Source organism: Parvibaculum sp., assembly GCF_049671045.1.
Lineage (GTDB): Bacteria > Pseudomonadota > Alphaproteobacteria > Parvibaculales > Parvibaculaceae > Parvibaculum.
Window position 1 is genome coordinate 16,561 of sequence record NZ_JBATUH010000068.1, and the last position, 21,930, is coordinate 38,490.

At 65.1% G+C, this 21,930-nt stretch carries 22 protein-coding genes and 1 pseudogene; 16 read left to right on the forward strand and 7 right to left on the reverse strand.

Features of this window, described 5'->3' with window-relative positions; genetic code table 11:
- Positions 1-5: 5 nt before the first annotated feature.
- A complete protein-coding gene (gene pyk, locus WBG82_RS08270) occupies positions 6-1,442 on the reverse strand; it encodes a pyruvate kinase (RefSeq protein ID WP_424423611.1) in 1,437 nt (478 codons plus the stop codon).
- 13 nt (positions 1,443-1,455) lie between these two features.
- A complete protein-coding gene (locus WBG82_RS08275) occupies positions 1,456-2,760 on the reverse strand; it encodes a glycerate kinase type-2 family protein (protein ID WP_424423613.1) in 1,305 nt (434 codons plus the stop codon).
- A 61-nt stretch (positions 2,761-2,821) separates the two neighbouring features.
- Between WBG82_RS08275 and WBG82_RS08280 the strand changes: the two genes are divergently transcribed.
- The 4 genes from WBG82_RS08280 to WBG82_RS08295 all read left to right on the forward strand — a co-directional run bounded on the left by WBG82_RS08280 (position 2,822) and on the right by WBG82_RS08295 (position 4,866).
- The gene (locus tag WBG82_RS08280; protein WP_424423739.1) at positions 2,822-3,652 is read left to right on the forward strand and encodes an N-formylglutamate amidohydrolase; all 831 of its coding nucleotides are present in this window, start codon (positions 2,822-2,824) and stop codon (positions 3,650-3,652) included.
- 22 nt (positions 3,653-3,674) lie between these two features.
- Positions 3,675-3,980, forward strand: a complete 306-nt coding sequence (locus WBG82_RS08285) for a DUF1244 domain-containing protein (protein WP_424423616.1) — start codon at positions 3,675-3,677, stop codon at positions 3,978-3,980.
- 130 nt (positions 3,981-4,110) lie between these two features.
- The gene (locus tag WBG82_RS08290; RefSeq protein WP_424423742.1) at positions 4,111-4,377 is read left to right on the forward strand and encodes a DUF2312 domain-containing protein; all 267 of its coding nucleotides are present in this window, start codon (positions 4,111-4,113) and stop codon (positions 4,375-4,377) included.
- Positions 4,378-4,485: 108 nt separating this feature from the next.
- Complete coding sequence (locus WBG82_RS08295) at positions 4,486-4,866, forward strand: hypothetical protein (protein ID WP_424423619.1); 381 nt, start codon at positions 4,486-4,488, stop codon at positions 4,864-4,866.
- On the opposite strand, the gene WBG82_RS08300 is transcribed toward WBG82_RS08295, so the two are convergent.
- Together WBG82_RS08300 and WBG82_RS08305 are read right to left on the reverse strand one after the other, a co-directional pair.
- Positions 4,838-6,493 (reverse strand): beta-(1-6) glucans synthase, encoded by a 1,656-nt coding sequence (locus tag WBG82_RS08300; RefSeq protein ID WP_424423621.1) that lies wholly within the window; start codon positions 6,491-6,493, stop codon positions 4,838-4,840. The genes WBG82_RS08295 and WBG82_RS08300 overlap by 29 nt on opposite strands.
- Positions 6,494-6,718: 225 nt before the next feature.
- A complete protein-coding gene (locus WBG82_RS08305) occupies positions 6,719-8,236 on the reverse strand; it encodes a sigma-54-dependent transcriptional regulator (RefSeq protein ID WP_424423624.1) in 1,518 nt (505 codons plus the stop codon).
- Between the two features lie 387 nt (positions 8,237-8,623).
- Here WBG82_RS08305 and WBG82_RS08310 point away from each other — a divergent pair, with 387 nt between their 5' ends.
- The 10 genes and pseudogenes from WBG82_RS08310 to WBG82_RS08355 all read left to right on the forward strand — a co-directional run bounded on the left by WBG82_RS08310 (position 8,624) and on the right by WBG82_RS08355 (position 18,199).
- On the forward strand, positions 8,624-9,436 hold the full coding sequence (locus WBG82_RS08310) for an OmpA family protein (protein WP_424423745.1): 813 nt from the start codon (positions 8,624-8,626) through the stop codon (positions 9,434-9,436).
- A 133-nt stretch (positions 9,437-9,569) separates the two neighbouring features.
- Entirely contained in the window at positions 9,570-11,423 is a 1,854-nt protein-coding gene (locus WBG82_RS08315; RefSeq protein WP_424423627.1) for a M3 family oligoendopeptidase, read from the forward strand.
- Positions 11,420-12,790 (forward strand): ABC1 kinase family protein, encoded by a 1,371-nt coding sequence (locus WBG82_RS08320; protein ID WP_424423630.1) that lies wholly within the window; start codon positions 11,420-11,422, stop codon positions 12,788-12,790. Before WBG82_RS08315 ends, WBG82_RS08320 begins: the two co-directional genes overlap by 4 nt.
- A gap of 12 nt (positions 12,791-12,802) precedes the next feature.
- Positions 12,803-13,261 (forward strand): PaaI family thioesterase, encoded by a 459-nt coding sequence (locus tag WBG82_RS08325; RefSeq protein WP_424423633.1) that lies wholly within the window; start codon positions 12,803-12,805, stop codon positions 13,259-13,261.
- On the forward strand, positions 13,258-14,241 hold the full coding sequence (locus WBG82_RS08330; RefSeq protein WP_424423636.1) for an alpha/beta fold hydrolase: 984 nt from the start codon (positions 13,258-13,260) through the stop codon (positions 14,239-14,241). The genes WBG82_RS08325 and WBG82_RS08330 overlap by 4 nt, the downstream gene beginning before the upstream one ends.
- Positions 14,242-14,460: 219 nt before the next feature.
- Positions 14,461-14,610 carry an aa3-type cytochrome c oxidase subunit IV gene (locus tag WBG82_RS08335; RefSeq protein WP_424423639.1) on the forward strand — a complete coding sequence of 50 codons (150 nt, stop codon included), beginning with the start codon at positions 14,461-14,463 and terminating at the stop codon, positions 14,608-14,610.
- 132 nt (positions 14,611-14,742) lie between these two features.
- Positions 14,743-15,876 (forward strand): Re/Si-specific NAD(P)(+) transhydrogenase subunit alpha, encoded by a 1,134-nt coding sequence (locus WBG82_RS08340; protein ID WP_424423642.1) that lies wholly within the window; start codon positions 14,743-14,745, stop codon positions 15,874-15,876.
- A 16-nt stretch (positions 15,877-15,892) separates the two neighbouring features.
- Positions 15,893-16,195: pseudogene (locus WBG82_RS08345) on the forward strand (proton-translocating transhydrogenase family protein); the annotation flags it as partial.
- A 12-nt stretch (positions 16,196-16,207) separates the two neighbouring features.
- Positions 16,208-17,617: an NAD(P)(+) transhydrogenase (Re/Si-specific) subunit beta gene (locus tag WBG82_RS08350; protein ID WP_424423644.1), complete on the forward strand. Its 1,410-nt coding sequence runs from the start codon at positions 16,208-16,210 to the stop codon at positions 17,615-17,617.
- 93 nt (positions 17,618-17,710) lie between these two features.
- Positions 17,711-18,199, forward strand: coding sequence for an OsmC family protein (locus WBG82_RS08355; protein WP_424423646.1), 489 nt, complete (start codon positions 17,711-17,713; stop codon positions 18,197-18,199).
- Between the two features lie 213 nt (positions 18,200-18,412).
- On the opposite strand, the gene rpsU is transcribed toward WBG82_RS08355, so the two are convergent.
- Entirely contained in the window at positions 18,413-18,640 is a 228-nt protein-coding gene (gene rpsU, locus WBG82_RS08360; protein ID WP_324296987.1) for a 30S ribosomal protein S21, read from the reverse strand.
- Between the two features lie 164 nt (positions 18,641-18,804).
- Between rpsU and def the strand changes: the two genes are divergently transcribed.
- Together def and WBG82_RS08370 are read left to right on the forward strand one after the other, a co-directional pair.
- A complete protein-coding gene (def, locus tag WBG82_RS08365) occupies positions 18,805-19,389 on the forward strand; it encodes a peptide deformylase (protein ID WP_424423650.1) in 585 nt (194 codons plus the stop codon).
- Positions 19,382-20,080, forward strand: a complete 699-nt coding sequence (locus tag WBG82_RS08370; RefSeq protein WP_424423653.1) for a COQ9 family protein — start codon at positions 19,382-19,384, stop codon at positions 20,078-20,080. The genes def and WBG82_RS08370 overlap by 8 nt, the downstream gene beginning before the upstream one ends.
- On the opposite strand, the gene WBG82_RS08375 is transcribed toward WBG82_RS08370, so the two are convergent.
- Both WBG82_RS08375 and WBG82_RS08380 read right to left on the reverse strand, forming a co-directional pair.
- A complete protein-coding gene (locus WBG82_RS08375) occupies positions 20,065-20,637 on the reverse strand; it encodes a PAS domain-containing protein (protein ID WP_424423656.1) in 573 nt (190 codons plus the stop codon). The two genes, WBG82_RS08370 and WBG82_RS08375, sit on opposite strands and share 16 nt — an antisense overlap.
- Positions 20,638-20,825: 188 nt before the next feature.
- On the reverse strand, positions 20,826-21,929 hold the full coding sequence (locus tag WBG82_RS08380; RefSeq protein ID WP_424423658.1) for a 5-(carboxyamino)imidazole ribonucleotide synthase: 1,104 nt from the start codon (positions 21,927-21,929) through the stop codon (positions 20,826-20,828).
- Position 21,930 lies beyond the last annotated feature (1 nt).

Genomic DNA, 21,930 nt, shown 5'->3' on the forward strand with positions numbered 1-21,930 from the left:
GCTGTTCAGTCGGCGGCGCTTCCCTTGCGACCGACAAAGGCGACGCGCAGCATGTTGGTCGCCCCCGGCGTGCCGAGCGGCAATCCCGCCGTGACGATGATGCGCTGGCCGGGCTGCGCGAAGCCTTCCTGAAAGGCGATGCGGCAGGCGCGCTCGGCGATGTCGTCGAGATCGTGCGCATCCTCGGTCAGCACGCAATGGAGGCCCCAGACGAGCGCGAGACGGCGCGCCGTGGCGGGGATCGGCGTCAGGGCAACGATGGGAAAGAGCGGGCGCTCGCGCGCGGCGCGAAGCCCCGTCGAGCCGGAGTTCGTCCAGCAGACGATGGCCGCCGCCTTGAGCGTGTCGGCGACCGAATGGGCGGCGGCGCTGATCGCATCGGCGCCCGTCGCCTCGGGCTCGGTCCGCTGCGAATAGATGATGCCGGGATAGGTCGGGTCCGCCTCGACCGATTCCGCGACGCGATTCATCATGCGCACCGCCTCGACTGGATATTGGCCCGCCGCCGATTCCGCCGAAAGCATGATCGCATCAGCGCCCTCGAAGACGGCGGTGGCGACGTCGGAGACCTCCGCGCGCGTCGGCACGGGCGAGGCGATCATCGATTCGAGCATCTGCGTCGCGATGACAACGGGCTTGCCCGCGCGCCGCGCCGAGCGCGTGATCCGCTTCTGCCAGCCCGGCACTTCCTCGAGCGGCAACTCCACGCCGAGATCGCCACGCGCGACCATCACCGCGTCCGAGATGTCGATGATCTCGTCGAGATGGATGAGCGCCTGCGGCTTCTCGATCTTGCCGAGAACGGCGACGCGCCCGCGCGCGATCTTGCGCGCCTCGGCGATATCGTCCGGGCGCTGAATGAAGGAGAGCGCCACCCAGTCAACGCCGAGTTCGAGCGCCTTCTCGAAATCGGCGACGTCCTTGTCGGTGAGCGCCTTGAGCGGCAGCACCGTCTCCGGCACGTTGACTCCCTTGCGATTGGTGAGCCGCCCGCCGACGATCACTTCCGTTTCCGCGAAGTCGGCGCCCGTCCGGGTCACGCGCAGGCGGATCTTGCCGTCGTCGAGCAGCAGCGACTGGCCGACCTCGACCGCCGCGAAGATTACGGGATGGGGCAGGGGCGCGCGTGTCGCGTCTCCCGGCGCCGGATCGAGATCGAGCCGGAAGCGCGCGCCCTTTTCGAGCATCGCCGCGCCATCCGCGATCTCGCCGACCCTGAGCTTCGGCCCCTGGAGGTCCACCAGAATGCCGACGGGGCGTCCTTCCTCGGCCTCGACCTCGCGGATCAGCGCATGAAGGCGGGTCAGGCCCTCATGGTTCAGGTGGCTCATATTGAGCCGGAACACATCGGCGCCCGCATTGAACAGCTCGCGGATTTTCTCCTTGACGTTCGATGCCGGTCCAAGGGTGGCTATGATCTTGACGTTACGCCGACGCATCACCGGGTGGCTCTCCTCATGTTTGCTCCCCCTCGATCAGTATGACTCGAAAATCATTCACATTGGTGAAACTGGGGCCCGTTCGCAGCAAATCGCCGAGACGGTCGAAAAAGCCCCCGGAATCATGGGCGCGGAGGGCCTCGCGCGGATCGAGGCCGAGCGCCTCGGCGCGCGCCAGCGTGTCGGGCAGCCAAAGCGCGCCCGCCGGATCGTCGCTCGCGCCCCAGCCGCCATCTATGCCGTCCGTATCCGCCGCAAGCGCGGATATGCCGCCTGCACCCTGAAGCGCGAGCCCGAGCGCCAGCGCATATTCCTGATTGCGGCCGCCGCGCCCCGCGCATGACGGGTCTTCGATCGTGATGGTCGTTTCGCCGCCCGAGAGAATGACACAGCGCTCGCCCCTTGCGCGTGCGTCGAGCGCGAGGCGGGCATGGGCCGCTGCAATGTCTCGGGCCTCGCCTTCGATCCGGTCGCCGAGATCGGTGACGGCGTAGCCTCGCGCCGCCGCGCGATCGGCAGCGGCGCGAAGCGCGCCGGCGCCGCTCGCCACGATCTCGTAGCGCGCATTGCGGAAGACGGAGGCGCCGGGCTTCGGGCTTTCAGGCGCGGAGATGAGCGCCACGCGGATGTGCGGAGGAAGCTCGATCTCGAAACGGTCGAGAATGTTGAGCGCATCCTCGCGCGTCGTTGGATCGGGAACCGTCGGTCCCGATGCGATGACGCTCGGATCGTCGCCCGCCACATCGGAAATGGCGAGGGTGACGAACGGCGCCGGCGAGATCGCCTCGGCGAGGCGCCCGCCCTTGATCCGCGAGAGGTGCTTGCGCACGCAGTTGATGTCCGCAATCGGCGCGCCGGAGGCGAGCAATGCGCGCGTCAGCGCCTGCTTGTCTTCGAGGCTCACGCCCTCGACGGGAAGCGTGGCGAGCGCCGAGCCGCCGCCCGAAAGGAGCACGAGCGCGAGATCGTCCGGCCCCAGTGTGCGCGCCATGGCGAGCATCCGCTCGCTCGCCGCAAGCCCCGCCGCGTCGGGCACCGGGTGGCTCGCCTCGACGATCTCGACATGCCGCGTCGGCCGGGCGTGGCCGTAGCGCGTGATGGCAAGACCTGAAGTAGTGGCTTCGGGCGCATGCCGCGCATAATGCGCTTCGGCGGCAGCCGCCATGGAAGCGGCGGCCTTGCCGATGGCGAAGATGACGAGACGGCCCGCCGGTGGCGGCGGCAGATGGGGCCCGAGGCAGATTTCGGGCAGGGCCGATTTGACCGCCGCCTCGTAAAGGCTCAGCAGAAAGGCGCGTTCGGCGGAAAAGCCTGGCGTCATGGGAAGGGGAGGGACCATTCTCTGTGTTGCACCCCTTGGGTATAATGCAACCATGCAGTCCATGTCATGTGACGGGGAAATCTCCCCGAACGAATCCGCATCATTCGATCTCGTCAATCCCGGGGGCGATCCGGAGTTTCTGATCGTTTGCGACCACGCATCGAACGCGCTGCCCGCAGGCTATGGAACACTCGGCCTGCCGGAAGCCGAGTTCGAGCGCCACATCGCCTATGACATCGGCGCGGGCGAAGTGTCGCGCCTGCTCGCCGCCCATCTCGATGCGCCGGCCGTGCTTGCGCGTTATTCGCGCCTTCTCATCGATCTCAACCGGGGCGCCGACGATCCGACGCTGGTGATGAAACTTTCCGATGGCGCGATCGTGCCCGCCAATCGCGATGTCGATCCCATGCATGATACGGTCGAGTTCGAGCATCGTCTGCTGCATTTCTATCTGCCCTATCACGAGGCGATCTCGGCGGCGATCGCGCGGGCGCGCGGGCGCGGCGTTCAGCCCGTGATCGTCTCGATCCACAGTTTCACGCCCTCATGGCGCGGCGCCGCGCGGCCCTGGCATGCGGGCATATTGTGGGATCGCGACGACAGGCTGCCGCTCATGCTGCTCGATGCGCTTCGCATGGAGCCGGGGCTCGTCGTCGGCGATAACGAGCCTTATTCCGGGCGGCTCAAGGGCGATTGCCTCTACAGACACGGCACGATGAACGGGCTCGCCCATGCGCTTGTCGAGATCAGGCAGGATCTCATTTGCGACGAGGCCGGACAGCGCGAATGGGCCGCGCGGCTTGCGGCATTGTTGCGCGATGCCCGGCGCAACGCCGATCTCGGCGTGGTCCGCCATTACGGCTCGCATACAGATGGGCAGAAGCCCGGATAAACATCGCGACAGGAGTTTGTTGATGGACAAGGCATTGGAGACGGAGCTTGAAGCGGCGGCCTTTCGCCGGCTGATCGCTCATCTGCGCCAGCGCACCGATGTGCAGAACATCGATCTCATGATCCATGGCGGTTTCTGCAGGAACTGTCTTGCGGACTGGTACGCGCAGGCGGCCGAAGCCAAAGGCATTTCGATGACGCGCGATGAAGCGCGCGAAACGGTTTATGGAATGCCATTCGCCGAATGGAAGTCGAAATTCCAGAAGGAAGCGACGCCCGAACAGCTCGCCGCCTTCGAGGCCGCGCAAAAGGCGCATAGCCCCGACTGATTTTATCGAGCCGGACATTTAGGCGCGGGCAATATCCACAGCTTTCTCCCGCATGGATATTGCCGCGATGGCGCGAGCTCGCTAGTGTCCCGCACTCACCGGAGAATGGATGGAAGTGGAGCAACGCATCATGGCGGACGGCAATATGCCTGTGAATTCGGGTGGCGTCGCGCAGGATCAGCTGCGCACCATTGTCGAGCGCATCGAGCGTCTTGAGGAAGAGAAGGCGGCGACCGCTGCCGACATCAAGGAAGTCTATGCCGAAGCGAAGGCCAATGGCTTCGACACCAAGACGCTTCGCCAGGTGATCCGCATCCGCAAGCAGGACAAGGCGGAGCGCCAGGAGCAGGAAGCGATTCTCGATCTCTATCTTCACGCCCTCGGCATGGTGGAGTAGGCGCACTCCGGCGCTCTTCATCGCGCCCGCCCGATCTGATATATCGGGCTTCGGGGGCGCGGCCATAATCTCCGCGATCGCCGACGGAGATTGCCAGTGGAAAGTCCCGTGCCGAATCCTCTCGAAGCTTCAGCTGAATCCGCCTGGCCCTGGGCGCGGGTGAGGTCCTGGATCCATGCGGCGGTGGCGACGCTCGCCGTCGCCTTCGTGCTGCGCTATGCGCTGATCGAGCCGCACTGGATCGGCATCACTTGTAGCGCCGACATCGTTCCCTGGTGGTGCGCGCCGCGCGAGGGCGTCGTGCTCATGCATATCTACTGGGTGTGGGGCTGGCTCGCGCTCGCGGGCGGCGTTCTTGCCATCGCCTTTGGCTGGCTCTGGGCGATCCGTCTCGGCCTCGTCATGAGCCTGATGGGGCTCGTGCTCTACAATGCCGACTATGCCGCCATCGGCCTCATGCTCACGCTTTTGCGGTTGCCCCGGATCTAGCGAAGAGGCAGCGCCAGGCGGCGCGCGTCACGCCGAACCAGGGCAGCGCCACCAGCAGCGTGAATGAAACCCAGACCAGCGCCTCGATGTTTTGCACGCCTTCATTGAAGGCGGTGATGCAGGCGGTGACGACGAGCAGCGTCGCGAACATGACCTCTTCGTGGCGGCCCTCGGGCTGGCGCTTGTGATCGCCGCGATTGAGCGCGAGGAGCGCGAGGCTTGCGGCCGCAAGCCCGAAGGCGGCGAGGGGAAAGTCGCGGTAACGCTGATCGAAGCAGAAGCCGAGCGCGATCACCAGCGTGGAGAAGACGACCGAGAGCTGGACGAGGCCAAGAAAGAGCGGCTGGCCGAGGCTTGCGCGATCGGGCGCGCGGAGCCATGCGATGGTCTGCGCGATGGAAAGCGGCCCCATGCCGTTTCGTCCCTTGGTCAGTTCCGGGATAACGAAGCAGATGACGGCGAGCGATTGCGCGAGGACGAAGAGTTCGACGCCCGCCTCAATCGGCGTGCGCCAGGCGATCCATGAATGTTCGACCTGCAGCAGCAGGCTGGAGCCGGCGATGGCGGCGCCGACACCGGCCGCGAGCCCGCCAAGCGGATCGGGCTTGCCGCCGCGCCACGCCATGACGGCGAGAATGAGGAAGGACAGCGCGAAGCTCACCGTACCTTCGAGGCGCCATTGGGGATGGTTCGAGACGGGGCCCGTCCACGGGAATTTCTGCACACGATCGGTCGTGAAGACACCCCAATGCCCGCCAACGGTGCCTTCGAGCGCGCGCTTCCAGGGCTGGTCGAAGGCCTCGATCAGATTGTAGTCGAGATCGACGCTCTGCGCGTAGGCGGCAAGCTCGCGCAGATAGAGCGCCTGGGAGACGATCGAGGGTATCGCTTCCGCGCGTTCGCGTCCCGCGCTCGGAAAGCCCGTCTCGCCGATGAAGATGCTCTTGCCCGGAAACATCGGCGCCACCTCGCCGAGCACGCTTTTCAGATAGTCGACGCCATGCTTCGCGGAAGTGGGATTGTTCTCCCAATAGGGCAGGATGTGAATGGTGACGAAATCGACGGCCTGCGAAAGCTCGATCGGCGCCTTGACCCAGAAATCCGTGACATCGGCGTAGGTGACCGGCATGCCGGTCGCCTTTTTCACTTCGGTCAGATAACGGATCAATTCCTCGGGCGGCTGTTCGCCGCGCAGCAGAACCTCATTGCCGACGATGATCGCCTTGATCGCCTTGGGGTGCGCCTTCGCGACCTCGATCGCATGTTCGATCTGCTTCTGGTTGCGCGCGTCGTCGCGGCCGATCCAGATGCCGAGCAGAACCTTGAGGCCGTATTTTTCGGCGATCGGCACCACCGCATCGAGCCGCTGGTCGACGCTGTAGGTGCGGACGCAATCGGTCATGCCCGAAAGCAGCGCGAGGTCCGCATCGATGCGCGCGGGATCGGCCAGAAAGCTCTCGTCGAACGGCGTTTCGGCGCCGCGATAGGGCGTGTAGCTGACGCAATGCACCTTGCCGGCAGGCGCGTCGACCATTTCGACGGGCGCTCCCAGGAACTTCCAGATCATCACCGTGAGCAGGGCCGCGACTGCGAGGCCGAGCGCATAGGGAACGGAAACCAGCTTCATGGAAGGGGTCTCATTCTCGCGGGCGCTCCCCGGATGGGTTCCATTGACCAGACGCCGAATTGACCAGATGCCAAGAGGGCGGTCCCGGTTCCGCCCGGGGTCGAACGGGGGAGGGAATAGCACTGATCGAGCGGGCGGATCAATGGCCACCCGGAAATGGCGGAACGGCGCGGATTTTCATCCGCGCCGTTCGCTAGCTACAGGAAATTGGGGCCGGGAACCGCCTCAGCTTTCGCGGACCTCGAGGCCGAGATCGCGGACCTTGCGGTAGAGCGTCGAGCGGCCGATGCCCAGGCGCCGGGCGACTTCCGTCATGTGACCCTTATATTTCTCGATGGCGAGGCGGATCATCTCGGCCTCGATGTCCTCGAGCTTGCGGACATTGCCGGCCTCGTCCGTCACCGCGATGCCGTCCGAGAAATTCGACCGCGCGAAATCGGCGAGCGTGTGGCGCTGTTCGCGCATGGGCGCCCGCTCCTGACGTTCGGCCGCCGGCTGCTGCGGCTGGTAGGAGGGCTGCGGCGCCGGCTGCGGATGCGCGATGGCGGCCGCATAGCCTTCGACGAGGCTCGCGATCTGCGGGAAGTCGGAAACCTGAAGCATTTCTCCGTCGCAAAGAACGATGGCGCGGAAAACCGTGTTCTCCAGCTGGCGCACATTGCCCGGCCAGTCGAAGGCGCAGAGCATCGACTGGGCTTCGCGGGAAATGCCGACGACGGGCTTTCCTTCTTCCGCAGCGAGCTTGCGGATGAAATGCGCGACGAGATCGGGAATGTCGTCCTTGCGCTCGCGCAGCGGCGGCACATGGATCGGGAAGACGTTGAGCCGGTAGTAGAGGTCCTCGCGGAAACGGCCGTCCTTCACCATCTGGAGAAGGTCGCGATTGGTCGCCGAGATGAGGCGGATGTCGACCTTGACGGGCTTCTTCGAGCCGACGGGATCGACCTCGCCCTGCTGGAGCGCGCGCAGCAGCTTCACCTGCATGTCGAGCGGAAGCTCGCCGATTTCATCGAGGAAGAGGGTGCCGCCGGAGGCTTCCTGGAACTTGCCGGCATGCTTGTCGGTGGCGCCGGTGAACGCGCCCTTCTCATGGCCGAAGAGAATGCTCTCCACGAGATTTTCGGGGATGGCGCCGCAATTGACGGTGACGAAGGGCTTGCCCGCGCGCTCGCTCTCGCCCTGAATGGCGCTGGCGATCAGCTCCTTGCCGACGCCGGATTCGCCTTCGATCAGAATCGGGATGTTCGACTGCGCCGCCCGCTTGCCGAGCCGCTTGACCTGATCCATCGCGGGGCTACGCGCGATCAGATCGCCGAATGTCAGCCGACCGCTCTGTTTCTTCTGTAAACGGGAGATTTCACCCGTGAGCGCGTTAACCTTGAGCGCGTTCCGCATCGAGACATGGAGCCGCTCGGGGCTCACCGGCTTGATGACGAAGTCGGTCGCGCCCTCGCGCATCACATTGACGACCGTCTCGATGCCGCCATGGGCCGTCAGCACGATGACCGGCAGGTTGGGCTTGGCGGGATGGACGCGCCGCAGCACCTCCATGCCATCAATGCCCGGCATGACGAGATCGAGAATCACGAGGGAAATTTCGCTGCCCGAGGGGCCTTCGAGATAGGCCAGCGCCGCCGCACCGCCATCGACGGGAACGGCGCGGTATCCGTCCCTGCTGACGACCTCTTCGAGAATGCGGCGCTGCGCCGGGTCGTCGTCCACAATCAGGATGGCCTGTGTCATAGGGTCGCCTCGGATTTACTTTCGCCGCCTGGGTCGCGGTCTGGATGGCCCATATTGGGGCGGATTGGTAAAGACCATCTTAAACTGCGGACTTTCTCCCCGGGCCTTATTTCCACTCATACAGAGGTATTAGACTCAACCTGGGTACTACGCCGGGCAATCATGACGCATCCGGAATAGTGTTGCCATCGTGTAACTTTACGGGGCGAACTTAAGCAATTCCGGCAAATGCCATTGATGGTTCCTCAAGTTCCATGCGAAGAGATTAGATTAGGGATTACCGGTGGGGTCCGGGCCACCCGTCACGACGTCGGGCGGTTGAGCACAATAACGACGGAGATTGGGATGAAAATCATATCCCGGCTTATAGCGTTGGGGACCTTCTTGGTGCTGGCTGGTTGCGGCACCTGGACTGCTGAATCGTATCTGCATGAAACGATCAGCGGCGATTCGTTCAACGCATGCCTGGCGCGTGAGTACCAGGAGAGGGCGACCTCTGAAGCCTATGTCGACTGCAACTGGGTCGATACCGCAACGATCGTCGAGAAGGGCCGCGCCGCGGCTGCCGGCGAGACGGTCCTGCCGTGGGATCCGGCGACGCGCGGCGTCCTCGCCAGCGACCTGCCGGAACTGCAGGATGCGCGCGCGAAGCTTCTCGCCGCCCTCGACAATGGCGGCCGCACCGACGCGGACCGCGCCTGCAAGTGCGCCAAGGCGCAGCGCTACTATGACGGCTGGGTCGAGCAGGCGAGCGACAACAAGCTCGGCGTGAACGGCTCGTGGCTCGGCGGCGAAGGCGGCCCGGTGCAGCCGGAGCGCGTGAAGGCTGAAAAGGCGGCCTTCTACGAAGCGCTGACGGCTTGCGAAGCCAAGGCGGTTGTCGCTGCGGGTCCGTGGACGATCTACTTCGGCTTCAACAAGTACAACCTGACGCCCGAAGCGCAGGCTGTGATCCAGGAGATCGCCAAGTCGTCGGCCTCGACCTTCGCTGTGGTCGGCCACACCGACACGGTCGGCAGCAACGCCTATAACGATGCTCTCGGCCAGCGCCGCGCCAACTCCGTTGCCAACGCCATCAAGGCGAACGGCAAGGAAGTTGCCAGCGCCACGTCGGACGGCAAGCGGAACCTCGCCGTGAAGACCGGCGACGGCGTGCGCGAGCCGCTGAACCGCCGCGCGGTCATCTCGGTGGTCAAGTAAGCCTTGACGCCATAAAGATCGGGAAGCCCCGGCGGAAACGCCGGGGCTTCTGCTTTTTGGAGGGGGCCCGGTTGATTGGCGCCGGTCCACGCGCGATATAGGGCTGAGCACCCCCGAATTGCGGAGACCGCCCATGCCGTTCGCGCCTTGCAATGTTTCGTCCGCCCCTCGCGCCGCCCTGGCGGAGGCAGCGGCCGCGCCGAAGGCGGCGCTCGGCGAATTGCCGGTATGGGACCTCAGCGATCTCTATTCCTCTCCTGACGCGCCGGAGATCGGCCGCGATCTGTCGCGTGCGGCCGAGACGGCGCGGAGCTTCGCCGAGCGCTATCGCGGCAAGCTCGATCAGCTCGTTCGCGAGACGAATGGCGGCGAAGCGCTCGCCGAGGCGATCCGCACCTATGAGGCGCTGGAGGACATTCTCGGCCGGGTCATGTCCTATGCGGGGCTGCTCTATGCGACCGACAACACAAATCCGGTCCATGCGAAGTTCTATGGCGACATGCAGGAGCGCGTGACGCGGATTTCGACGGACCTGCTCTTCTTCACGCTCGAGCTCAACCGCCTCGACGAGGCGGTGCTTTCATCCGCGATCGATGAGCCCGGCCTTTCGCACTATCAGCCCTGGCTGCGCGACTTGCGCGACATGCGGCCCTATCAGCTTGCGGACGATCTCGAAACGCTGCTGCATGAAAAGAGCGTGTCCGGCCGCGCGGCCTGGAACCGCCTCTTCGACGAGACGCTGTCACGCCTCACCTTCAATGTCGATGGCGAAACGCTGACGGTGGAGGCCGCGCTGAACCTGCTGTCCGACAAGGCCCCCGCGCGGCGCAAATCCGCGGCCGAGGCGCTGGCCAGGACCTTCTCCGAGAACATCGCCACCTTCACCCTCGTCACCAACACGCTCGCAAAGGACAAGGAGATCGAGGATCGCTGGCGCGGCTTCAAGGACATCGCCGATGCGCGCCACATCGCCAACCGCGTCGAGGCCGAGGTCGTGGCGGCGCTGGTCGATGCGGTGCAGCGTTCCTATCCCGAACTCTCGCACCGCTATTACCGGCTGAAGGCGCGCTGGCTCGGGCTCGAGCGCCTCGAATATTGGGACCGCAACGCGCCGCTGCCTGAGACGGACGATCGCATAGTCACCTGGCCCGAAGCGAAGGAGACGGTGCTTTCCGCCTATCGCGGCTTCGCGCCCGATATGGCCGACATCGCCAATCGCTTTTTCGAGAGGGGCTGGATCGACGCGCCGCTCCGGCCCGGCAAGGCGACCGGCGCCTTCGCGCATCCGACCGTGCCGAGCTCGCATCCCTTCGTGCTCGTCAATTATCAGGGCAAGACGCGCGATGTCATGACGCTTGCCCATGAGCTTGGGCATGGGGTGCATCAGGTGCTCGCCGCCCGTCAGGGCGCGCTCATGGCCGACACGCCGCTGACGCTCGCTGAAACGGCAAGCGTGTTCGGCGAGATGCTCACCTTCCGCAAGCTGCTGGCGAACACGTCCGACCCGAGGCGCCGCAAGGCAATGATTGCGGCCAAGGTCGAGGACATGCTCAACACCGTCGTGCGCCAGATCGCCTTCTACACTTTCGAGCGGCGGCTTCATTCCGCGCGGCGCGAGGGAGAGCTGACGGCCGCCGATATCGGCCGCATCTGGCTCGACGTTCAGGCCGAGAGCCTCGGCCCCGCCTTTCATTTCGCCGAGGGGTACGAGACTTACTGGTGCTACATCTCGCACTTCATCCATGCGCCGTTCTATGTCTATGCCTATGCCTTCGGCGATTGCCTCGTGAACTCGCTTTACGCCGTCTATGAGCAGGCGCAGGAAGGGTTCGCCGACCGCTACCTTGCCATGCTCGCCGCCGGCGGCACGCTGCGCCACAAGGAGCTGCTCGCGCCTTTCGGCCTCGATGCGAGCCAGCCTGATTTCTGGGACAAGGGCCTTTCGGTCATCCGTGGGCTGATCGACGAGCTGGAGCGGATGGAGTGAGCGGCCGCGAACCCGACGATGAGGCCAACCGGCTCGGGCAGCGCGTGAAGCGCTACGCCCAGGTGGGCGCGGGCGTCGGCGGGCTCGCCGCGAAATTCGCCGGACAGCGCCTGCTCGGCATGACGCCGGACAATGATCGCACCGCGCGCGAACTCAAGGCGGCGCTGGGCGGGCTCAAGGGACCGATCATGAAGGTCGCCCAGATGCTCGCGACCGTCCCCGATGTGGTGCCGGCGGAATTCGCCGTCGAGCTTGCCGAGCTTCAGTCCTCGGCGCCGCCCATGGGCTGGCCCTTCGTCCGGCGGCGCATGCGCGCCGAACTCGGGGCGGGGTGGGAGAGCCGCTACCATGCGTTCGAGCGCGAGGCCGCGGCCGCCGCCTCGCTCGGCCAGGTCCACCGGGCGACCGGACCCGACGGGCGGAAGCTCGCCGTGAAGCTCCAATATCCCGACATGCAGTCGGCGGTCGATGCGGATCTCAACCAGCTCGGCATCGTCTTCTCGATCCATCGCCGCATCGACCCGGCCATCGACACCCGCGAAATCTATGCCGAGATCCGCGAACGTCTTCACGAAGAACTCGACTATGCGCGCGAGGCCGCGCATATCCGCCTCTATGCCGCGATCTTCGCCAGCGAGCCCCGCATCGCCGTGCCCGAGGTAATCGAGGAGCTTTCGACGAGGCGCCTTCTGACGATGAGCTGGCTCGAGGGCGAGCCGTTGCTGAATTTCCGCGATCATCCGCTCGATGAGCGCAACCGGATCGCTGAAGCCATGTTCGCCGCCTGGTGGTTTCCCTTCAGCCATTACGGCGTCATTCATGGCGACCCGCATCTCGGCAACTACACGGTGCGGCGCGACCTCGGCATCAATCTCCTCGACTATGGCTGCATCCGCATCTTTCCGGCGGGTTTCGTGGAAGGCGTGGTGGAGCTTTACCGCGCGCTCGAGGCGGACGATCGCGACAGGGCGGCGGCGGCCTATGCGCGCTGGGGCTTCGGCACGCTCTCGAACGAACTCATCGATGTGCTCAATGTCTGGGCGAGGTTCATCTATGCGCCGATGCTCGACGACCGGGTGCGCTCGGTCGCCGATGGCGTGAGCGCCGCCGAATATGGCCGCAAGGAGGCGTTCCAGGTCCATCAGGCGCTGAGGAAGCTCGGGCCCGTGACGCCGCCGCGCGAATTCGTCTTCATGGACCGCGCGGCGATCGGGCTTGGCGGGGTCTTCCTGCATCTCGGCGCGGAACTCAATTTCCACCGGCTCTTCAACGAAACCATCGAGAATTTCGATGCCGCGCGCCTTGATAAGCGTCAGAGCGCCGCGTTAAAGAAGGCCGGAGTACCCAAGCCGCAATGGCGCGCCTGACCGAGTATCCAGATGACCGACGACCTTCTCGAAGAATCCTCCATTTCCCTCCCTGACGGCTATGCGCCGATGAACTGGTTCAGCGGCTTCGGACGGCAGATCGGGCCGCTCTACGAGAAGATCGGCGCCGATGGCAGCTATGCCCGCGCCTTTTTCGTTCAGGAGCATCACACGAACGGCATGGGCAACTGCCATGGCGGCATGCTGATGGCGTTTGCCGACATGGCTTTCGGCCATGCGGTGACGATGACGACGCATCGCTATTGGGTGACGGTGCGCCTGCTGACCGATTTCATGTCCGCCGCGAAGGTCGGCGAATGGATCGAGGGCACGGGCGTCGTGACCGGAATGGAAGATGATTTCATCACCGTTCAGGGGCGCATCTGGTGCGGAGATCGCGTTATCATGACGGGAACCGGCGTCTTCAAGGCGCTGGGTGACAGGCCCGCCAAGGTGGAGCGACCAGGATGAACGAACCCTTCGACAAGGAGCCGGACCCGGAACTCGGACCGTTCATCGACACGCCGCCGCGCTGGTTCGAGCGCGCGCTGGCCATCGAGCCGGAGAGCCGCTTCGTCAAGGTCGAAGGCACGGATGTTCACTATCTCCACTGGGGCGACCCGTCGAAGCCGGGCCTCCTTCTCGTGCATGGCAATGGCGCCCATGCGCGCTGGTGGTCCTTCATCGCGCCCCTCCTCGCCCGAGAATATTCGGTGGCGGCGATCGACATTTCCGGCATGGGAGATTCGGGCTGGCGCGACAGCTATTCGCTCGAGGTCTTCGCCGAGGAGCAGATGGCCGTTTGCGAACATGCGGGCTTCTTCCGCAATGACGAGTCGCCGATCATCGTCGGCCATTCCTTCGGCGGCTTCGTCACCATCGTCACGGGCTCGCTTTATGGCGACCGGCTTTCCGGAACGGTCATCGTCGACAGCCCGGTCAATCCGCCCGGACGGCCGAGCGGTCCGCCCGATCATGCGGTGAGGCAGCACCGCATCTACCCGACCATCGAAGCCGCGCTCGGCCGCTTTCGCCTCGCGCCGCCGCAGCCCTGCGCCAACCGCTACATTCTCGATTACATCGCGCGCCATTCGCTCAAGCAGGTGCCGAACCCCGATGGCGGCACGGGCTGGACGTGGAAATTCGATCCCGCGATCTGGCAGCGCTTCGACATCGGCGACATGAGCGCGCGCCTTGCCGCCACGCGCTGCCGCATCGCCATCATGCGCGGCGAGTTCTCGGGCCTCGTGCCGCCGGAAATCGGTGACTACATGTTCACGCTGCTCGGCCGCGCGGCGCCCGTCGTCGAGATTCCGCTCGCCCATCATCACATCATGCTCGACCAGCCGCTCGCTTTCGTGGCGGCGCTGCGGACGCTGCTCGTCGACTGGGAGCATTCCAAGCCGACGCGCCGCGGCGATCTGATCGCGCGCGTGCCTTTCGCGACCTGAAGGCATGCCGCCCGGACACCCGTAGCACGCTCGGCACGCCGGAAAAGCTGTGGCAGGCGTGAGCGCGGTCCCGGCGGCGGCGGCCACCTATTCAATTCTGGGCAGGCCATTTCCCGATTCGTGTGTGGATTGAGGACGTTCCCGACCTTGCCGTCAGCCCGCGCTTTGTTATAGTCCGCCCAAATTACGCCACATGAATTCACGGTTAGGGGCAGGAAAATGGCTCAGGAAATAACCCGGTCGGAGTGGAACGCGAATATGGACGCGGAAGATCACGTCGCGACCTATGAGGGCTTCCTCAGCGGCGCCAAATGGTCCGCCGCCATCCTCATCGTCGTGCTGGTCGGCATGGCGATCTTCCTGCTCTGACCCCGTCGTTCAGGCGGTCTCGATGCGTGCGGGTTGACAGACAGCCCGCATGAATTACCTTTGAACAATTCTAATCTAGCGTAGGTGGCGGGTATCGCCCTCCGCCAACGCCATCGGACAGGCAGAATCCACATGAAACTCGCGATCCCCAGAGAGCGGCAGGACGGCGAGACGCGGGTCGCGGCTTCCCCCGAAACCGTGAAGAAGCTCGTCGCGCTCGGTCTTGATGTAACGGTCGAAAGCGGAGCAGGCGCCCTGGCGAACTTCTCCGACGCGGCCTTTCAGGAGGCAGGCGCCAAAATCGCTTCGAGCGAGGCGGAGGCCCTGAAGGACGCCGATATCGTCTTCAAGGTGCGCAGCCCTCTCGACGAGGAAATCGGCCTCTTCAAGAAGGGCGCGCTGCTGGCGGCGATCCTCAATCCCTATGGCGACCATGCGCGCATCCGGAAATATGCGGATGCGGGCATCGATGCTTTCGCGATGGAATTCATGCCGCGCATCACGCGCGCGCAGTCGATGGACGTGCTGTCCTCGCAGTCGAACCTCGCGGGCTACAAGGCGGTCATCAATGCCGCGGCGGCCTTCACGCGCGCCATGCCGATGATGATGACGGCGGCCGGCACCATCGCGCCCGCCCGCACCTTCATCATGGGCGTCGGCGTCGCCGGCCTGCAGGCCATCGCGACGGCGAAGCGCCTCGGCTGCATCGTCTCCGCGACCGACGTGCGCTCGACGACGAAGGAACAGGTCGAAAGCCTCGGCGGCACCTTCGTGATGGTGGAATCGGAAGAATCGGGTGATGCCGCGGGCGGCTACGCCAAGGAGATGAGCGAGGATTACAAGCGCCGTCAGGCCGAGCTTGTCGCCGAGCACATCAAGAAGCAGGACATCGTCATCACGACGGCGCTCATTCCGGGCCGTCCCGCGCCGGTTCTCGTCACCGAGGACATGGTCAAGACGATGAAGCCGGGCTCGATCATCGTCGATCTGGCGGCGGAGCGCGGCGGCAACTGCCCGCTGACCGAAGCCGGCAAGACCGTGCAGAAGCACGGCGTGACGATCATCGGCGAACTCAACGTGGCCGGTCAGCTCTCGGTCGACTCGTCCGCGCTCTATGCCAAGAACCTCTTGAACTTCATCACGCCCCTGATCGACAAGGAAACGAAGTCGCTCAACATCAACTGGGAAGATGAGATCATCACCGGCACCTGCCTGACCAAGGACGGGCAGGTCGTTCATCCGTCATTGCGCGAGGGAGGAAACTGAGATGGAAGCCGCAGTCATTGACCCCATCGTCTTCCGGCTCGCGATCTTCGTGCTCGCGATCTTCGTCGGTTACTACGTGGTCTGGAGCGTGACGCCCGCGCTTCACACACCGCTCATGTCGGTCACCAACGCCATTTCGTCGGTCATCATCGTCGGCGCGCTCATCGCCGTCGGCATCGACCTCACGCAGGCGGGCGAGGGCGGCTGGCTCACCACGGGCCTCGGCTTCGTCTCCGTGATCCTGGCCGCCGTCAACATTTTCGGCGGCTTCCTCGTCACGCAACGCATGCTCGCCATGTACAAGAAAAAAGATCGCTGAGGGGCCACGCACATGTCAGCCAATATTTCGGCCCTGCTTTATCTCGTCTCGGGCGTCCTGTTCATCCTGGCGCTGCGCGGCCTGTCGTCGCCTGAAACGTCCCGTCAGGGCAACCGCTATGGCATGATCGGCATGACGATCGCCATCGTGACCACGCTGGCCCTGCTTCAGGCGCAGAACCAGACGACCTGGGCGCTCGTCATCGTCGGCATCATCATCGGCGGCGGCATCGGCGCGGTCGTCGCCCGCCGCATCGCCATGACCGCGATGCCGCAGCTCGTCGCCTTCTTCCACTCGCTGGTCGGCCTTGCTGCCGTGCTGGTCGCCTGGGCAGCCTTCTTCTCGCCCACGGCCTATGGCATCGGCGCGCCGGGCGCCATCCATGCGGGCAACCTCGTCGAGATGTCGCTCGGCGTCGCCATCGGCGCGATCACCTTCTCGGGCTCGATCATCGCCTTCGCGAAGCTCAACGGAAACATGTCGGGTGCCCCGATCCTGCTTCCGGGCCGCCATCTCATCAACGCGCTGCTCGCCGCGCTCATCGTCGGCGGCGTCGCCTATATCGTCGCCGACCCGGCGAACCAGTCCACCGAACTCTTCCTGGCGATCACGCTGATCTCCTTCGTGTTCGGCTTCCTCATCATCATCCCGATCGGCGGCGCGGACATGCCCGTCGTCGTGTCGATGCTGAACTCCTATTCGGGCTGGGCGGCTGCCGGCATCGGCTTCACGCTGGGCAACCTCGCGCTCATCATCACGGGCGCGCTGGTGGGCTCGTCGGGCGCCATCCTCAGCTACATCATGTGCAAGGGCATGAACCGCTCCTTCATCAGCGTCATCCTCGGCGGCTTCGGCGCCGAAACGTCGTCGGCGGCGGCTGGCGGCAAGGTCGAGACGCGCCCGGTGAAGCAGGGCTCGGCCGACGACGCGGCCTTCATCATGAAGAATGCGGGCTCGGTCATCATCGTCCCCGGCTACGGCATGGCGGTCTCCCAGGCGCAGCATGCGCTGAAGGAAATGGCCGACCATCTGAAGAAGGAAGGCGTCAAGGTTTCCTATGCCATCCACCCGGTCGCGGGCCGCATGCCTGGCCACATGAACGTGCTGCTGGCCGAAGCGAACGTGCCTTATGATGAAGTCTTCGAGCTTGAGGACATCAACAACCAGTTCGCCCAGGCCGACGTCGCCTTCGTCATCGGCGCGAACGACGTGACCAACCCTTCGGCCAAGACCGACCCGTCGAGCCCAATCTTCGGCATGCCGGTTCTTGATGTCGAAAAGGCGCGCACGGTTCTCTTCGTGAAGCGCGGCATGGCATCGGGTTACGCGGGCGTGGAGAACGAGCTCTTCTTCCGCGACAACACGATGATGCTCTTCGCCGACGCGAAGAAGATGGTCGAGGACATCATCAAGGCGCTTTGATCCGCTGTTGACGGACAATCACGCGGGCGGCGCTTCATCCGGAGCGCCGCCCGTTTTCGTTTCGGGCATCCGCGAGCAACGATGGAGGCTGAAATGGCAGGCAGAGAACATCGCTACGACGTGACCGTGACCTGGGCGGGCAATCTGGGGGAGGGCACGACCGGCTATCGCGCCTATAGCCGCGCGCATGAGATCTCGGCGCCGGGAAAGCCCGCGATCCCCGGATCGGCGGAGCCGAAATTCCGCGGCGATGCGGCACGCTGGAATCCGGAAGAGCTTCTCGTCGCCTCGATTTCGGCCTGTCACAAGCTCTGGTATCTGCATCTCTGCGCCGTGGCCGGCGTCGTCGTCACGGCCTACAGCGACGCGGCGGAAGGCATCATGATGGAGGGGGAGGGCGGCAGCGGCCGCTTCACCGGCGTCACCCTGCGCCCGCATGTCACCATTGCGGCGGGCTCCGACCGCGAGAAGGCGCTGGCGCTCCACCACAAGGCGCATGAAATGTGCTTCATCTCCAATTCCGTCAATTTTCCGGTCGCGGTCGAACCGGAAGCGGCGGTCGAGAAGGGCGACGCTCCTTAGGCCGATTCCGCGTCCGATTCTTCCGGCGTGGAGGGCGCAGATGGCCCCGGATCAAGTCCGGGGTGACGGCCCTGCGACTGTGGAAAGTCCTTCGCCTGTTCGTCATGCCGGGCGCGGTCCGGCATTCATCTTCTCCGGCGGGGTGGGGTCGGCGCGCACAAACGAAAACGCCCCCGAAATCGGGGGCGTTGTCGCTTCGGCAATGCCGGAAACTTACATGGAGCGCGGCTTCGCCACGACGCCGCTTTCGCGCTGGGCGCGCTTGCGCGCGAGCTTGCGGGCGCGGCGGATGGCTTCCGCCTTTTCGCGTGCGCGCTTCTCGGAGGGCTTCTCGTAGAAGTTGCGGAGCTTCATTTCGCGGAAAACGCCTTCGCGCTGCAGCTTCTTCTTCAGCGCCTTCATGGCCTGGTCGACGTTGTTATCGCGAACGAGTACCTGCACGACGAAATCCTATCTGGATTCAATGATTTAGAGGCGGCAGGCCCAGCCGTGCCGCTGACGAGGTGCTTATCTATCAAACGAATCGCGCCTTGTCCACACCAACCCCTTGAAAAGACGGCGGACGGGCGGTTGCCCGGGCGTCTTTTCAACCTCATATTCAGCTCATGTCCATTTTGAAGATCGCCCGCATGGGCCACCCCGTCCTGTCCCGGATAGCCGAGCCCGTCGCCGATCCGACCGCGCCCGGTACCCGCACACTCGTCGCTGACATGATCGAAACCATGATCGACGCGAATGGCGCGGGGCTTGCCGCGCCGCAGGTTCATGTGCCGAAGCGCATTGTCATCTTCCAGGCGCCGCCCGAGCGCATGCCGGAAGGGCTGGAGGGCGAGGAAGCCTATGACTACACAGCGGCGCTCACCGTGCTCATCAATCCCGAAATCGAAATCCTGACGAGCGAGATGGAGCAAGGCTGGGAAGGCTGCCTGTCCGTGCCGGGCCTCAGAGGGCTCGTGCCGCGTTATACGGAGCTTCGCTATAGCGGCCTCGGCCTTGATGGAAAACGCATCGAGCGGCGCGCCAGAGGCTTCCACGCCCGCGTCGTGCAGCATGAATGCGATCACCTCGACGGCATTCTCTATCCGCAGCGGATGACGGATCTCCGAAACCTCATTTTCGAGTCGGAGGCGCGGGCCTGGATGGCCGCGCGGACGAAGGCCGGGTCGGAAAAGGAGAAAGCCGATGCCTGATCGCACACAGGGCAAGCCGTTGCCCGGTTCCACGCATCGCCGCCATGACGATCATGTCGATGCCTTCCGCGCGCGCATCCTCGCCGCCGCGCTTCCCAACGTCGCCTTCGACGGCTGGACGACGCGGCTCATGCGCGAGGCGGCGGACGCGGCCGGGCTGACACATGGCGAAATGCGGCTCGCCTTTTCCGGCGGCATTCTCGATCTCGTCGATTATTTTCTCGCCGATGGCGACCGGCGGATGGAGGAGGCGCTGTCGCGGCGCGATCTCGGTGCGCTGAAGATACGCGAACGCATCACGGCTGCCGTACGCATGCGGATCGAGGTCGATCTCGCCCATCGCGAAGCCGTCCGGCGCGCCGTGACGCTGCTCTCGCTGCCTCTCTCGGGCATAGCGGGCCCGCGCGCGCTCTATCGCACCGTCGATACGATCTGGCGCGCGATCGGCGACCGCTCGACCGATTTCAACTTCTACACGAAGCGGGCGACGCTCGCGGGCGTCTATTCGGCGGTCACGCTCTACTGGTTTGCAGATCAGTCGGAGGATTTTGCCAATACATGGGCGTTTCTCGACAAGCGCATCGAGGATGTGATGCAGATCGAGAAGGCGAAGGCGAGCCTGCGGAAGGCGGGCGAGTGGCTGCCCGATCCGCTCGGCGTCATCGGCCGTCTGCGTTACGGACGCGGCTGATCGCCTGCCGGCGTTCCGAAGCCGAGGTCGATCCAGATCGCATCGTTGATGGTTTCCGCGATCAGCGAAAGATCGAGCGGGTGCGTGTACTCGATGACATCCTCGGGCGCATGGACGGAGATCACGCGCGGAAAGGCGCCTGCCGGCGGCCGCAGCGGCAGATAGAGGCTTTCGATCGCCGTCACCCGTCCCGACGCGTAGGTATTCACATAGCGCAGATGAAGGCCGCAGGGCCGATGGAAGATTTCGAGCAGGTCCCGGCCGGCCTGCTGGCGAGAGCTCGCGGCGACGAGATCGAGAACATTGGCGCCCGTCGGGTCGTGCCCCATGCGCTCCGCGATGCCGGTGCCTGCGAGCCTGTAGGTCACCACATCCGGCGAGCGGATTTCGAGGATGGCGGTATCGGGCAGGCAGCGCGCGATCTCGGCGGGACGGAAATCCGCGGCCGCGGGCAGGCCGCCCGCCGCCGGAAGGCTGGACCAGTAGTCGAAAAGGGCCGTGAGCGTCGATGATCGGGGCTGCGGCTTCCTGCATGCCCTGCCGGGGGTCGGCGCCATGCTCTCCATTGCGCGATGCACGGTATCCCCAGATGGCGCTTTGCCGGCCAGTATCGTCATCGTTTTCGCCCCTGCACGTCTCCGCTGCGCTGATGATGCGCGCCCGGATCGAACCCCCGCCAAGGATCATCAGCCCGGATGGTTAACGAGAGGTAACTTCGTCTTCGGCTGAGGCGGTCCGGGGGCGGTCAGGCTTCCGGCGAGGGGCGCTTTCCAAGCGGATAGAGGCGGTTGGCATGGCCCATCTTGCGGCCGGGGCGAGCCTCGTCCTTGCCATAGAGATGGATCGCCACGCCGGCTTCGCGGGCGAGATCCGGCCATGCGTTCACGTCGTCGCCGATGAGGTTCGTCATCACCGCGTCCGAATGGCGCGCCGGATCGCCGAGCGGCCAGCCGCAGATTGCGCGAATGTGCTGCTCGAACTGGCTGACGAGGCAGGCGTCCATCGTCCAGTGGCCTGAATTATGGACGCGCGGCGCGATCTCGTTGACGAGAATCCGGGGACCGGTTCCCACCGGCAACACGAACATCTCGACGCCCATCACGCCGACATAATCGAGCTCGGCGGCGATGCGGGCAGCGATCGCGCCTGCTTCCGCCGCAAGGGCGGGGTCGATCGAGGCCGGGGCGAAGGTGCGGTCGAGAATGTGGTTCTTGTGCAGGTTTTCGACCGGATCGTAGGCGGCCGTATGGCCGTCGAGCCCGCGCGCGACGATCACGGAGATTTCGCGCTCGAAGGGGACGAAGCCTTCGAGGATGGCGGGCGCGCGGGCGATGGCCTCATGGGCGGGGCGCGCTTCGGCGGCATCGCGGATCGTGACCTGCCCCTTGCCGTCATAGCCGAAGCGCCTCGTCTTGAGGATCGCGGGCGTGCCGATGGCCGCAAGCGCCGCCTCGAGCGCGTCGAGGGAACTCACATCGGCGAAGGGCGCGGTGGGAATTCCATGCGAGGCGAGGAAGCTCTTTTCGACGAAGCGATCCTGCGCCGTCGCGAGCGCCCGCGCGCCGGGGCGCACTGGCGCGTGCTCGCCGAGGATGCGTGCCGTCTCGGCGGGCACGTTCTCGAATTCATAGGTCACCACATCGACGCTTGCGGCAAAGCGCGCCAGCGCCCCGGCGTCCTCATAGGCGGCGCGCGTCGCCGCCGCCGCGACATGCGTGGCGGGCGCGTCTTCGTCGGGGCAGTAGATGTGGCAGGTGAAGCCCAGCTCCGCCGCGGCCGATGCCAGCATGCGTCCGAGCTGGCCGCCGCCCAGAATACCGATCCGTCCGCCAGGTGCGATTGCCGACAAT

What these genes read in the sequence shown, in the direction of transcription:
- WBG82_RS08275 (WP_424423613.1), bottom strand. Translation starts at nt 2,760, where the DNA reads ATGACGCCAGGCTTTTCCGCCGAACGCGCCTTTCTGCTGAGCCTTTAC.
- WBG82_RS08280 (WP_424423739.1), top strand. Translation starts at nt 2,822, where the DNA reads ATGTCATGTGACGGGGAAATCTCCCCGAACGAATCCGCATCATTCGAT.
- WBG82_RS08285 (WP_424423616.1), top strand. Translation starts at nt 3,675, where the DNA reads ATGGACAAGGCATTGGAGACGGAGCTTGAAGCGGCGGCCTTTCGCCGG.
- WBG82_RS08290 (WP_424423742.1), top strand. Translation starts at nt 4,111, where the DNA reads ATGGCGGACGGCAATATGCCTGTGAATTCGGGTGGCGTCGCGCAGGAT.
- WBG82_RS08300 (WP_424423621.1), bottom strand. Translation starts at nt 6,493, where the DNA reads ATGAAGCTGGTTTCCGTTCCCTATGCGCTCGGCCTCGCAGTCGCGGCC.
- WBG82_RS08305 (WP_424423624.1), bottom strand. Translation starts at nt 8,236, where the DNA reads ATGACACAGGCCATCCTGATTGTGGACGACGACCCGGCGCAGCGCCGC.
- WBG82_RS08315 (WP_424423627.1), top strand. Translation starts at nt 9,570, where the DNA reads ATGCCGTTCGCGCCTTGCAATGTTTCGTCCGCCCCTCGCGCCGCCCTG.
- WBG82_RS08325 (WP_424423633.1), top strand. Translation starts at nt 12,803, where the DNA reads ATGACCGACGACCTTCTCGAAGAATCCTCCATTTCCCTCCCTGACGGC.
- WBG82_RS08330 (WP_424423636.1), top strand. Translation starts at nt 13,258, where the DNA reads ATGAACGAACCCTTCGACAAGGAGCCGGACCCGGAACTCGGACCGTTC.
- WBG82_RS08335 (WP_424423639.1), top strand. Translation starts at nt 14,461, where the DNA reads ATGGCTCAGGAAATAACCCGGTCGGAGTGGAACGCGAATATGGACGCG.
- WBG82_RS08340 (WP_424423642.1), top strand. Translation starts at nt 14,743, where the DNA reads ATGAAACTCGCGATCCCCAGAGAGCGGCAGGACGGCGAGACGCGGGTC.
- WBG82_RS08350 (WP_424423644.1), top strand. Translation starts at nt 16,208, where the DNA reads ATGTCAGCCAATATTTCGGCCCTGCTTTATCTCGTCTCGGGCGTCCTG.
- WBG82_RS08355 (WP_424423646.1), top strand. Translation starts at nt 17,711, where the DNA reads ATGGCAGGCAGAGAACATCGCTACGACGTGACCGTGACCTGGGCGGGC.
- def (WP_424423650.1), top strand. Translation starts at nt 18,805, where the DNA reads ATGTCCATTTTGAAGATCGCCCGCATGGGCCACCCCGTCCTGTCCCGG.
- WBG82_RS08370 (WP_424423653.1), top strand. Translation starts at nt 19,382, where the DNA reads ATGCCTGATCGCACACAGGGCAAGCCGTTGCCCGGTTCCACGCATCGC.
- WBG82_RS08375 (WP_424423656.1), bottom strand. Translation starts at nt 20,637, where the DNA reads ATGGCGCCGACCCCCGGCAGGGCATGCAGGAAGCCGCAGCCCCGATCA.